The sequence below is a fragment of the Halomonas sp. S3-1-1 genome (assembly GCF_023757625.1).
In the GTDB taxonomy this organism is placed as follows: domain Bacteria; phylum Pseudomonadota; class Gammaproteobacteria; order Pseudomonadales; family Halomonadaceae; genus Vreelandella.
Genome location: NZ_JALGBZ010000002.1, coordinates 578,048 through 591,771 on the forward strand (window position 1 = coordinate 578,048; position 13,724 = coordinate 591,771).

A 13,724-nucleotide genomic window follows, 5' to 3' on the forward strand; every position below is an offset into this window, starting at 1 on the left:
CAAATAATAGTGCGCAATGGTAGCATTTTGCTATCGAAGCAAAGCGCCTCTTATAACCCCAAAGACAAAAAAGCCCCCGCGGGTGCGGGGGCCAATGATGGAGCCAAAGAGGGGGTTAGAACTCACCGCTTTCCAGATTCAGACCGACCAAAATGGGATCGTGGTCGGAGCTTCTAAACGCATCCGGCGCGTACAGGTTTGCATCCTGGCGGTCGCTGGTGAAATCGGTGTTGTAATCCAGTGCGCTCGCTTCGTCCGCGTTGATGTGCCAGGTCGTGGTGCCTGTGACTTGGGGAGCCAGCGACTCGCTTGCCAGCGCGTGGTCAAGCGAGCCCCAGAAACCGTCAAAGACGTAACTATAGTCTTCGTCGAGCAGCTCGAAGCCGCCATCGACCAATGTCGTGACGGGATCCTCCATGGCATAAGCGTTCAAGTCGCCCAGAATCAACACGTCCTGATCGCTGCTGCCGGTAGGATTGCTTGCCAGCCACTCCTTTAGCTCTTTCGCTGCCTCGACGCGGGTCGGGTTGTTGTTGCCTTGGCCATCTCCAATGGCGTTCTCGTTATTGATCACGCTGCCCTTGGATTTGAAGTGGTTAACGACCACCGAGAACTGCTCACCGTTTTCATCGCTGAACGTCTGCATTACCGGCGGGCGATTGCCATAACCAAACGCGCCATCGATTTTGGTGGCGGCGGCGCCTTCGGGCGTGACCGCCTGGCTATTGTAGATAACGCCCACGGTGATGGCATCGTCCCCGGCGCTGACGATATCGCCATTGGCATCCCGTGGAATACTGTACGCCCAGGTGACCCCTTCGATGCCTTTTTTTGCGTTGTCGGCGTTGAGCGCGTTGACCAAACTTGCCAGCGCGCTATCGTCGCCATAACCGTTGTTTTCGATCTCCATCAGCCCAAGCACATCAGCGCCGCTGGTGTTGATCGCTTCGACGATCTTGGCTTCCTGACGGGCGAATTCTTCGGCGTTGTCGGCACCTCGCGGCGAATGCGTGGTGCCATCCAGTGTGCGCGTGGATTGGCCGCTATCACCCAGCGTATTGAAGTAGTTGAGCACGTTGAACGAGCCTACCTTGACCGTTGCATCGCCCAGCGCATCCGCATCCGGCATTGCCGGGCGCTCCGTGCCTTGAAAGTCCAGGCCGTCCACGTTTTGCACTTTCCAGTCGTCGAAGCTGAAATCCAGCACGCCTTCGAGCGTGTCCAGCGTGTCACCGCCGCGTAGCGGATTATCCGCCGAAAGCTCCTCGCCGTTTCGTCCGAAAATGACCGGGTCCGGATTTTGAGCCGAATTGGCGTCATCAAGCTTGATGGTGCGTGCATCGGCGTCGTCAAGCCACGCCTGATAGCCCTCGACGCTCGGCGCGTTGACCTCGGTGAACTGCTCCAGACGCCCGCCCGCGGAAAGCGTGACGGTGCCGTAACGGCCTAGCTCATAAAGCTCGGTGACGACCAGCGGCTGGCCGTCCATCGCTTCGATGGCGACGCGCATGCCCTCGAACGCTTCCAACCCCTGCTTATTGATGAACGGAAGCTTGATGACCTTGCTTTGCGGCAGGGGCTGATCGTGTTGAAGAATCTTCAGACTCGAACTGTCGGCGGTCAGCTGGGTTTTGTCGTAATACTCTGACACCGTGCCGCCGATTCGAATTTGATCGCCGGCCGAAAGCGTAGCCAGCCATTCAGCGCTGCCGCTACCGGCGTAGACGAAGATTCCCTCCGATGTGTTCGGGTTATCGTCGTTGTCTGCGTCCTCCTCCTGCAGGAAGAAGCCGTCAAGACCAGGTGTCACCATGGTGACGATCGCTTCCAGCGTGACGCTTTCGCCGTCCAGCGAGCTGGTACCGCTTTCACCTTGTACCGTCGAGATCAGAGTAAGCGCGACCTCGGGCTCGACCGCCGCACCCGGCGAGGCGAGGGCGGGCACATCATTAGCGTCACCTCCCAATGCGTTGGAGGGGAGCGCACCTTCTTCATCCGACTGTGTAAAGGCTTGGCGGTCGACGTTCCAGGACGCCGCATCGTAGTCAGACGTATCCGGGTAGGCTTCGAAACCAATGCGGTTGCCATCGATACGCGGGTCGCCTTGCCAAAGCGTGACCGCATCGCCGCCGCTGCCAAGGCCCGCGGCGTCATCGGCGAAACCGATCTTGAGCGACTCGATACCGCCCAAATTGCTCCAGGCGGTGCGGAACTCGGCGACCGCCTCAACACCGCCGTCAACGATAACGATGGCGGATTCCCCCGGCGCCAGCGTGGTCAGCCCTTCGATGCGCACGGCATCCTGAGGCGAGGCGCTGTCATCGTCGTAGTAAAGCGGTGAGCTGGTGAAATCCAGCGTCTCATCGGAGCGGTTGGTGATTTCGAACCAGTCTTCGGTGATGTCCGAGCCGGATTGGCCGGGCCAGATTTCGGTGATCGCAAGTCCGATATCGGCCTCGCCCGGTACGTAGGGCGTTTCCATGGTGCCGATGCGGAAGGTCTGAGTCAGCCCTTCCGGCATGGCATTACTGGCGAATTCCCAGTTATCGGGGTTGCCGATGGCTGTCAAAAGCTCCTCGGCGGTGCCGTAGCCGTCGCTATTAAAGGCGGCGTTACGTACCTGGCCGACCGCGACCGCGGTAACACCCTCTTCCAAACCCGAGGGCAGGCCGGAGTCGTTGGAGCTTGAAGCTGTTTCCTGCCACTCGCCGCTATTGGTTTGCACCGCGTAGATAAATGAGGGATCGATGTCTTCGCCGACGAAAGCGATGACCTGGTCACCGCTGGTCGACAGATTGAAGCCGTTGTTACCCACGGCTGGGCTGTTGGCGTTGGTGAACTGATCGGCGTTTTCGAGAGCAGAGATTACCGTACCCGGGGCCACGCCGCCTTCCGGGGCGGTCCATTTGACGGCGCCTTCATTGGCACGAAAGCCATCCCCCTGCCAGCCGGAATCGGTAAAGGTAATCTCGGCGCCTTCAGCGATACCCCTGAGCGCAACGAACTGGAACTCTTTGTCGCTGCCGCTGACCGCGATGATAGCGATATCCCCGGGGCGAGGGGTCGTATCTGGCAGGGCATCAAAGGCGATATCGAGGCCGATGAATTGCTGCTGAGCGTCCGGGAGATCCTTGGATTCGCGGCCATCTTCGAACCAGTCGACAGTGCCGCTATCGAACAGCACGCTCGCGGAGACGCCTTCATCGCTGACCGCGATATCGAAAAGCGCTTCGGGCTTGGCGCCAATAGCCCCGGGAATCGTGTTGAGATCGACGCCTTCGATTTCACGCACCGCGTGATCGCCGTCCCAGAAATACAGGCTAAAACCGGTTTCCAAACTGTCGTCTTCCGGGCCGGCCAGAATCAGGTAGCCCTGATCGCCGGCGGGCTCGATGGCACGCACCGCGCGGCCGTCCAAATCCAGGCGAAGCGGGGTGCCGAAGCCGGCCTCTGACGCCGAGCCGTTAACGAGTTCGACGGCGTTATCGACCGGGATAAGCTGCGCAAAGCCGTCATCCAGCGGAGCGCGTAGTCCAAGATAGAGCGCGTCGTCGATGAACACCGCGCCTTCGACGTTGATGCCCAGGTCGAGCTTCAGCGCGCTTTCGCCAAGCCCGTGGCCATTGCCTCTGTCCCAGCTCAAAAGCTGCTCACTGAGATCCGTGAACTGACCGACCACGTTGATCTCGAGATCGTCGCCGCTGCCGGTAACCTCGGTTGCGAACACCATCGAGCGCTGGCCGCTCTGGTGCGAGCCCAGCCAGTATTGAACTCCTTGATGAGTCGCCACAGCTTCGAGGTCCGCTTCCTGGCCCTCGCTTAGGCCAAGTGCTTGATTGAGGTTGAACGACTTGACCGGCTCGCCCCCAGCGTCGCGATCATAAAGACGAAGGATCTGGTCCTCATCGTCGGCGACCAGCATGAGCGTTTCGCTAATAGCGACGGCGGCGGAAGCGTCGGACGCGCCCTGGAAGTAGCGTTCGCCGAGTTGAAAACCGGGCTGTGGCGTCTGTTCGGGCTCTTCGGGCTCCTCAACTGGCTCCTCTGGCTCTTCAACTGGCTCTTCGGGTTCTTCGATCGGCTCCTCAGGCTCCTCGATCGGTTCTTCTGGTTCTTCGATTGGCTCCTCAGGCTCCTCGATCGGCGCTTCAGGCTCCTCGATCGGTTCGTCGGGTTCCTCGATCGGCGCTTCGGGCTCCTCGGTTGGCTCGTCGGGCTCTTCGACCGGTGCATCGGGTTCTTCAGTCGGTTCCCCAGGCTCTTCTATTGGAGCTTCGGGTTCCTCGACCGGCTCGTTGGGCTCTTCGGGAGTCTCGGCTTCATTTTCGATACGGCGTGTGATATCGCCCAACACTGTTTCGAAGTCGGCACCGGAGGCATCAACGTTACTCAAGGCAGAAAGCGTTTGAGCAGACTTTAGCTGCTGGCTTTCATGGCTTTGAGCCAATGTTTGCGCAACGTCCACCCTGGAGACGCCCGAGGCGAACTGGGCAAGCCAAAAATCGGTGCTTTCGGCATCCGGCGAGCGCCCCAAAAAGGTCGAGTAGGCCTGGTTCAACCAGATCGTCGAATCCTGATTGGCGATCGACTCAAACTCCGCAGAGCTTCGCAGGCTGGCGGCGATCTCATCGATGCTTAACCCTTGGCGGTGCATGTCGACCCAGTAAGTGAGGCCGTCGATGTCGGCGGGGCGTAGCAGGTACGTTTTGTAAAGGTCGACGATCGGCTGAATAGCGCTATCGAACTCGTTGCCCATCATCAGGTTCTGCGCGACGCCGCCGGTATCGAGCGTGCCGTTTTCCAACAGCTCGACCCAATAGCTCAACCCGGCTTCATCGGGTTCACGCAGTAAAAGCGTTTGATAAAGCGACGTAACGATCGTTTGATATTCCATCGAGAAAGCCCTTGCAGCAGTTACGCAGGAGTTGGAAAAACGAAAAAAATAATTTCCGTTTTTATTGCTCTAAGGTTTCTAGTTGTTACCAGTAAGTGAAATAACGTATCGCTTTAATATGGCGATATCGTGACGCGATCGTGTGGGTTTTATTTCAAGCGGATGAATATCAAAGCATTCTCCGCCGTATGGTTAGGTGTGTATCGAACGAGATTTATCGAAAGCGTCATCTTTTCGTCATTGTTGGCTCGCTAATATCTCTTTGCTTTGTAAGTTCGCTTGGCCAACCGCCGCTAAAAACCGCTACTAAAAATTGAAGGGATCGAACATGAGCAACTTTCAGCTACAGCTTCTGCACGCCTCGGATATGGAAGGGGGTGGGGGCGATCTACTAAATGCGCCGAACTTCATCTCGATAGTCGATCATCTGGAAGATCAGTACGCTAATAGCCTGTTTGTGAGCTCGGGCGATCTGGTTTTGCCGGGGCCTTACCTGAACGCGGCGGCGGAAGAGAGCTTGCAGTCGGCCTTTCAAACGGCGGTGGAAGATGTGTATGGGCTGGAAGCGGGCTCCATGGGCGGTATAACAGCCGCATCGGGCCGTGTCGAGACGCTATTGATAGACTTGATCGACGCTGCAGCCGTTGCTCTTGGTAACCACGAATTCGACCTGGGCACGGGGTTGATTGCCGACATGATCGCGCCGGTCACTAACGGCGACAGCGCTGCGGATGTCGAGTGGCTGGGGGCTCAATTCCCCTATCTTTCCGCCAACCTGGACTTCTCCAACGATGTGGCGCTCAGCGGCCTGGCAACCAACGAAATTTTTTCCAGCGAAGCGTTTCAGTCCACGCTGGAGGAAGTGTTAGCCGGTGCCGATAAGCCCAAGCTTGCGCCGGCGGTCATTGCTGAAAGCGGTGGTGAGCAAATTGGTATTATTGGTATCACGACGCAGATCCTCGAGAGCATCTCATCTACGGGCGATGTCGATGTCATTACCGGTGGACGCAACGACATGCAGGAGCTGGCGGGTGTGATTCAGCCGGTGATCGACGAGCTCGAGGCGCGTGGTGTCAACAAGATCATCTTAAGCTCGCACCTGCAGCAGATTCAGTTCGAAGAAGAGCTTGCCACGCTGCTGGATGGTGTGGATGTCGTGATTGCGGGGGGGTCTAATACTCTGCTCGCCAATGAGCAGGATATCGACCGTGGTCTTTTCCCCGGCGCCGGCGAGCCTTACAAGTCCTACCCGATCCTGACCCAGGATGCCTCCGGTAATGACGTCGTGGTCATTAATACTGATGCGGGCTGGCGCTACGTGGCGCAACTCGTGGTCGAATTTGATGAAAACGGCAACATCATTCCTGAGTCGATTGACCCGGCGACCTCTGGTATTTACGCCTCTACCGACGAGCAGGTCGAAGCGCTATGGGGCAGCCTCGAGGCCGCGTTTGCAGAAGGCACCAAGGGGCAGGTTGCACAAGATTTGGTCGGTGCTGTCGGTGATTTCGTCGAAGTGCAGGATGGCAATATTCTGGGGCTCACCGATGTTTACTTGAACGGTGACCGAGGTACAGTGAGAACCGAAGAGTCCAACCTTGGTAACCTGACGGCTGACGCCAATCTCTGGTATGCCAAACAGGTCGACAGCGATGTCATGGTCTCTTTCAAAAATAGTGGCGGCATCCGCGAGCCCATTGGTGACGTCGTGGTGCAAGGGGGCGATAGCGAGCCCAGTTACCAGCCGCCGGGTGCGAATCCGGCAATCGGTAAGCCGGAAGGCGGCGTATCCCAGCTCGATGCTGGCTCGGCGCTACGCTTCAATAATGACCTTGCCATTTTGACGCTGACGCGTAGCACGCTGCTGGATGTGCTCGAGCATGCCGTCGCAGCTTCTGCGCCGAATGTCACCGCCGGTCAGTTTGCCCAAGTGGGCGGTATCCAGTACAGCTTCGACTGGGAGCAGCCCGCCGGAGAGCGCATTCAAAGCGCCGCTATCTTGAACGATGATGGTCAGATTCACGATGTTCTGGTCGCCAACGGCCGTTTGGTGGGTAACGCCGAAGAGAGTGTGAAGGTGGTCACGCTTGGCTTTATGGCTGATGGTGGCGATGACTACCCGCTCGAGGGCAACTATCTCGACCGCGTCGATCTTGTCGAAGCCTATGACCTGGATGGTAAGTTCGACTTCGCCGACAAAGGTACCGAGCAGGACGCCTTTGCCGAGTACATGGGGGCGATGTACAGCGAAACGCCTTTTAATGAAGCCGAAACACCGGTCGGTGAAGATACGCGCATTCAAAATCTGGCTTTCCGCGACGATGCCGTGCTCGGCGATACGGTCGACCCGCTGCTACGCCTGTACGATGCCGCTTTTGATCGCGAAGCGGACGGTACCGGCTTGGGCTACTGGCTTGACGTCAGCGAAACCGCAGGGCTTGGTGATATCGCCAACAGTTTCGTAGCTTCCCGGGAGTTTGCGGCTCAGAACTCCGGCATTCAAAATGATGCGTTCATTGAACTGATGTACACTAACGTACTCCAACGCGAATCGGATGCGGCCGGCAAGCAATACTGGCTCGATGAGATGGCTAATGGAGTCGATCAAGGCAACGTAATGGTTGGCTTCATAGAGTCCGAGGAGAGCATGATGCTGTTTGGATAAAGCGTTTAGCTAAACGTTCCTCTCCCCAAGAGTTTGCTACGCTCTTCGGCTCGAGCCCGCAAACGCAACGCCCCTACCCCTGGCAGGGGCGTTTCTGTTATGCTTCCGCGATTCTAACTCGCGTGATTTTATTGATTTTACGGTGACCCCTCCATGGCAAATCAACAGGAAGCAACGGATCTACAGCGTGCTCTGAGCGCCTGTAAAGGTTCGTTCGTGTCGGTGGGCTTTTTCAGTATGTTTGTCAATCTACTGATGCTTGTCCCACCGATGTACATGCTCCAAGTCTATGATCGCGTTTTAACCACCCGAAGTTTTGACACCTTGTTAATGTTGACGCTGGTAGTCGTCTTTCTCTTTATGGTCATGGGTGGGCTGGAATTAGTAAGATCCCGCATGCTGGTGAGAATCGGTAACCGCTTGGATACTACGATCAACCAGCGCCTTTACAGCGCCATGTTTCGGCGCAGCCTGGTAGCTTCGGGTGCTCAAAGTGCTCAGCCGCTAAATGACTTGACCAGTTTGCGTCAGTTTTTAACAGGCAACGGGTTGTTTGCATTCTTCGATGCGCCTTGGGTGCCAATTTATCTGGGAATTTTGTTTGTTTTCCACCCTTGGCTCGGTATTTTCGCTACCTGCGCAGGTATCATTTTATTTGTCTTGGCGGTCGTCAACGAAAAATCGACTAAAAAGCTTTTAGCTGAAGCTAATAGCGAACAAATTCAGGCACAGAATCTGGCGAACTCCAATCTGCGAAATTCGGAAGTGCTTCACGCCATGGGTATGCTGCCTGGCATTATGGGGCGCTGGTCCAAACGCCATCACGAGTTTCTAGCCAAACAATCCCAAGCCAGTGACCGCGCTGGCGCTTTGACCAATACGTCCAAGGTATTGCGTCTGATGTTTCAGTCGCTGATTCTTGGTCTGGGTGCTTTGCTGGTCCTCAATGGCGATATGAGTCCGGGTATGATGATTGCCGGCTCGATTTTGATGGGGCGCGCGCTCGCGCCTATCGATCAGATGATCGGCGGCTGGAAAGGGTTTGTGGCAGCCCGGGGAGCTTATAGCCGTTTGAACGACCTGCTCGAGCAAATCCCCAGCGAAGATCGGCACATGCCGCTACCTGCCCCACAAGGCGTTATCGATCTCGAAAACGTTGCCGCCGCGCCTCCTGGATCGCGTATGGCAACGATTCGTGGAATCAACTTCAGCGTCGCCCAGGGCGAGCACGTCGGTATCATTGGCCCTAGCGCTGCGGGCAAGTCAACACTTGCTCGGGTACTGCTGGGTATTTGGCCAACTCAGATTGGTGACGTGCGTCTGGATGGCGGCGAAATCAATCAGTATAACCGCGATGAGCTTGGCCCCTATATTGGCTATCTACCCCAGGATATCGAGCTTTTCGATGGCACAATCAGTGAAAATATTGCTCGCTTTGGCCAAGTCAGCCCCGAGAAAGTGGTAGCGGCGGCCAAAAAAGCGGGCGTTCACGAAATGGTTCTTGAACTTTCCAATGGCTATGACACCGTCATTTCTTCTAATAGCGGTGCATTGTCAGGAGGGCAGCGTCAGCGCCTGGGGCTGGCGCGTGCGCTCTACGGCAATCCAGTTTTGGTGGTGCTGGACGAACCCAACGCCAATCTCGATGATGCCGGCGAACGTGCCTTGAGTGACGCCATTGCTAGCCTGAAACGGGAAGGCACTACGCTGTTTGTGATCAGCCACCGCACCAGCGTGCTCAAGTCTATGGATAAACTATTGGTCATGAAAGAGGGGCAAGTGAGCATGTTTGGTCCAAGAGACCAGGTACTTGCCCAGTTTGCCAAAAAATCGCGCCCCCAGGTAAGCCAGCAGAGCTCGACACGTCTCTCTGCGATTTCTGGCGGTCGCAACGGTGGCAGCGAGGAGTCGTAGGATGAGCAAACACAACGAGCAGCTTCCGGCAAAAAATGAAATAGATGTCACGCCGCAAGGTCCTGCCACCATAGACGGTGAAGCTGAAGAGGTACTGCCTACCAGCGACAAGGGCTATCGCAAGCTTGGCTACGCCATTTTGATTATTGCCCTGGGCGGGTTCGTACTGTGGTCGGTGACCGCTTCTCTCGCCGTTGCCGTGGTAGCACCTGGCAATGTCTCCATGGAGTCGTTCAAGCGCACCGTCCAACATCTTGAAGGTGGTATCGTGCGCGAGCTTTTGGTCAGCGATGGCGACCATGTCGAGGCCGGGCAGCCGCTAGTGGTACTAAGCGATACGCAGGTTCGCTCTCAGCTGGAAATTGCCCAGTCCCAGTATTATATCAACCGCGCCATGGAAGCGCGGTTACTCGCCGAACAACAAGGCGAGGACATACTGGAAATGCCCGAAGAACTCAGCAGCATCGATATCGAGCGCGTGCAGAGGGTAACCGCAGTACAGCAAGGCCTCTTCCAGGCACGTCGCCAGTCGTTTAATAGCTCGATGGAAGCGATGGACGAGCAGATCGTTCAGATGCAGGAGCAGATAGAAGGTCTCGAGTCGCGTATTCGTGTGAATAATCAGCGGATCAGTTCTCTGCGCGCCGAAGCTGAGGATTTCCGCTCGCTATATCGTGAAGGGTTGGGGGACAATCAGCGTCTTCGTGAGCTCGAGCGCCTGATACTGCAGTACGAAGGCGATAACGCCGAATTCCATGCGAACATCGCTCAGTTGCGTTCTCAAATCAGCGAAAACCGACTACAAAAGGAAACCACTCGGCAGGAGTTTCAGGCTGAAATCGGTGAGCAGCTGCGTACTGCACAGTCTCAAATCGCCGAGGCGGAAGAACAAATTACCTCGTTGAGAGATCAGGTGAACCGGACGGTCGTTAGCGCACCGGTTTCCGGAACAGTAGTGGGTCAGCAAGTTCACACGATTGGGGCAGTCATTCGTCCCGGTGATACGATCATGGACGTCGTGCCTTCCAACGACGGCTTCGTGGTGGAGGCACGCGTGCCCACCCGGGAAATCGATAGTCTGTTCATAGGTCAATTTGCCGAAATCCGTTTTTCGGCGTTCAATCAGCGGTTAACAAGCCAGGTCGACGGTGAAATCATTCATATCAGTGCCGACAGTTTCGAAGATGAAGCGACTGGCCAGCGCTATTATAAAACGCGCATCAAGGTTACTGATGAAGGTCAAAAAGATATGACCGAGCAAATGCAGCTGCTCTCGGGCATGCCAGCAGAAGTGATGATTCGTACTGGTGAGCGGACTTTTGCAAGCTATATCGCCAAGCCGGTTACCGATATGCTAGCGCGTGCCATCAGGGAGGACTAATGATAAAAACATCACGTTTTACGCTAAGTGCACTTGCGTTTTCCATCGCGCTGACTAGCTACTCAGCACTTGCGCAAATTGATACGCCCGCTGACCCGCAAGCATTGAGTGAATTTTCAACGCTTTCCGATGCCGGCGCCGATGAGCCTCAGACGCTGCCATCTTTACCCGGCTTGTTCGTACGTGCACTCCAACACGACTCGGACCTCTCCAGGCAGCGGTTGGAACTCGAGGCCACGCGCGAAGAAATTCCCATGGCCCGCTCACGTTTATTGCCCCAGGTTTCGGCAAGCGGCGGTTATCTTTGGCAAGACTCTACCAACCTGCAAACTGTTGGTGATGAGGAGCTGGGTATTCCCCAAAATCCAGATCGGCCTCAAGAAGTCGACGAAACCTTCTACCAAGTGCAACTGCAGCAGCCTCTGTTTAGTCTCGAACGGTGGCGGGGCGTCGATGTCGCCGACGCTGAGGTCAGTGCCGCCGAGCTGCGCTTGGCCGTCGTCGAACAGGAGCTGGCGCTTCAGGTCAGTGAAGCGTATGTCACCGCTTACTTGGCTGCCCAACGGTTGGGGCTTTTGGAAGCCCAGCAAGAGTCGCTGGATTTGCAGGTCCGCCAGGCCGATCGTGCCTTCGATTTGGGGATCGGTAATCGCGTGGACCTTTTAGAGGCGCAGTCGCGCTACGACCAAGCGGTTTCCGATGCGGTCGAGGCAGAAAACGAGTTGGATAATGCTTTGAGCGAGCTTGAACGGTTAACCGGCGTGATGCCGACTTTTGCCAGTGGCTCGCCGGGTGAGCTTGGTGATGTCACCTTTACTGACGAAATCGGCGAGGTGGATGGTTGGCTTTCGCGTACCGGGCAGAATTTGAACGTACTGCTGGCCGATGAACAGCAGAAGGTTGCGCAGGCAAACGCAAGTGTCAGCCGCTCGGGCTACTATCCTGAGCTCAACCTCAACGTTAGCTATTCTGATCGCGATAGCGATGATCCTTACCGCGAAAGCGAAGATTACCGGGCAAGTGTCGAAGTCAGCGTACCTATCTATCGGGGCGGTTATACCAACGCCAGTGTTCGCCAGGGTGAAAAACGGATTGAAGCAAGCCAGGCCACTGTTGACAACGAGCGCAACCTGGCCATTCAAGAGGTGCGTCGACGAGTGAGAGCGCTCAATGGTGGTCAGCGCCGCCTCGAGGCCCTGAATCGTGCCATTGAATCGAGTCAACTCTTCTTGGACGCCGCTGAGCGCGGCGAGCAATTGGGCCTTCGGGATTTGGTCGACGTTTTGGATGCGCGTTCGAGCTTTTATGATCAGCGCATTCAGTATGTCGATACCGTAGGTAACTATGCTCTGGATTTGTTATCGCTGCACGCAGCCGTCGGCAGCTTGGAGAGTCAGGATCTGGATCGGATCATGACGCTGCTCGCCTCCATGTCCACCGTTGCACAGGTCGCTCGGTAGCCAGCCGCTATGGCCGTCATAAAAGCAAGTCAAGGTAGTGAATGGCTGCGCCGCGCTATGCGCTGTTTCGATGCCAGCATTGCCGTAATGGTATCACTGGTCGTGCTCTCTTCGATGCCACATATTGATATCGAGGGTAATGATTATCTGTTTTTTATTCTCATTGGTAGCCTATTGTTTCCGGCGGTAGGTGAGCTTTTCGAGCTTTATCAGCCTTGGCGCGGTCGCAGTCTCTATACCATGCTAGGCATCTATCTGGTTGCTTGGCTTGCAACCATTGGGCTGCTTAGCCTTCTGTTGGTAGCCATCAAGGAGACACATAGCTTCTCACGGCTATGGATGGGCGTTTCCGCCCTAGCGGTGCTGGGCGTGGGTAGCGCCATGCGCACGCTACTCTATATTTATCTGCGTCGACTGCGTGCTCAGGGCCACAATCTCAAGCGTGTGCTGCTGGTTGGAAAACGGGAAAACATCACCCAGCTGGAGAAGAAGATCGCATCGATGCCCCAGGCTGGCTACAAAGTGATCGAACATCATCCTGATGAGGGGGGCGGCGCGTTTTTTCAGCGCATGGCGGCGTTTGCAAAGTCCAACATATTTCAGCGTAACTTCGATGAGATCTGGCTGGGCTATCCGTTAGAGCAGGGCAACCGCGTCCGCCATTTGACGCGCCTGCTGGCGGGTATTCCGGCCAGCATTCGTTTTTTTCCCGATTTACCGGATGTTCGGTTGCTCAACCACCGCATTACTCAAGTAGCGGGACTTTACTCGTTAGAGCTGAACTACACGCCACTCAATGGCCCCATGAAAGTCATCAAGGCACTTGAAGACCGCGTGCTGGGACTAGCGCTGTTCGTGCTATTTAGTCCGCTGATGATTGCTATTGCCGTCGCCATACGCTGGAGCATGGGCGGGCCTGTGCTATTCAAGCAGGAGCGCCACGGCCTTGATGGCAAACGATTCAAGATCTACAAGTTTCGTACCATGCACCTGCATGAAAGTACTCACATTCAGCAGGCCTCTCATCAGGACCCGCGCGTGACGCGCGTAGGGCGTTTTTTGCGTCGAACCAGCCTGGATGAATTGCCCCAGCTCTATAACGTGTTGCAGGGGCGTATGTCACTGGTAGGGCCAAGGCCGCACGCGATGGATCATAATGACCACTATAAGGACCATATCGACATTTATATGCAGCGCCATCGCGTAAAGCCAGGCATGACCGGATGGGCACAAGTGAATGGCTTGCGAGGGATTACCGATGACGTCAAGCTGATGGCAAAACGGGTAGAATACGACCTCTACTATATCGAGCGCTGGTCTTTGGGTTTTGATTTGCAAATTTTGACGATGACGCTCACACGAGGGTTTGTGAATGGTCAGCCCTAATACGGCTGGTCGTTGATATGCCTG

6 protein-coding genes are annotated in these 13,724 nt (G+C 56.1%); 5 read left to right on the plus strand and 1 reads right to left on the minus strand.

Going from position 1 to position 13,724, the window contains the following annotated elements:
• Window positions 1-115: 115 nt before the first annotated feature.
• Window positions 116-4,894, minus strand: a complete 4,779-nt coding sequence (locus MQW23_RS07725; protein ID WP_252107282.1) for an ExeM/NucH family extracellular endonuclease — start codon at window positions 4,892-4,894, stop codon at window positions 116-118.
• Window positions 4,895-5,222: 328 nt separating this feature from the next.
• Between MQW23_RS07725 and MQW23_RS07730 the strand changes: the two genes are divergently transcribed.
• The 5 genes from MQW23_RS07730 to MQW23_RS07750 all read left to right on the plus strand — a co-directional run bounded on the left by MQW23_RS07730 (window position 5,223) and on the right by MQW23_RS07750 (window position 13,700).
• Window positions 5,223-7,559 carry a DUF4214 domain-containing protein gene (locus MQW23_RS07730; RefSeq protein ID WP_252107283.1) on the plus strand — a complete coding sequence of 779 codons (2,337 nt, stop codon included), beginning with the start codon at window positions 5,223-5,225 and terminating at the stop codon, window positions 7,557-7,559.
• Window positions 7,560-7,712: 153 nt separating this feature from the next.
• Window positions 7,713-9,473, plus strand: a complete 1,761-nt coding sequence (locus MQW23_RS07735; RefSeq protein WP_252107284.1) for a type I secretion system permease/ATPase — start codon at window positions 7,713-7,715, stop codon at window positions 9,471-9,473.
• A 1-nt stretch (window position 9,474) separates the two neighbouring features.
• Window positions 9,475-10,854, plus strand: a complete 1,380-nt coding sequence (locus MQW23_RS07740) for an HlyD family type I secretion periplasmic adaptor subunit (RefSeq protein ID WP_252107285.1) — start codon at window positions 9,475-9,477, stop codon at window positions 10,852-10,854.
• Window positions 10,854-12,314: a TolC family outer membrane protein gene (locus MQW23_RS07745; protein WP_252107286.1), complete on the plus strand. Its 1,461-nt coding sequence runs from the start codon at window positions 10,854-10,856 to the stop codon at window positions 12,312-12,314. Before MQW23_RS07740 ends, MQW23_RS07745 begins: the two co-directional genes overlap by 1 nt.
• A 9-nt stretch (window positions 12,315-12,323) precedes the next feature.
• Entirely contained in the window at window positions 12,324-13,700 is a 1,377-nt protein-coding gene (locus MQW23_RS07750; protein ID WP_252107287.1) for an undecaprenyl-phosphate glucose phosphotransferase, read from the plus strand.
• Window positions 13,701-13,724 lie beyond the last annotated feature (24 nt).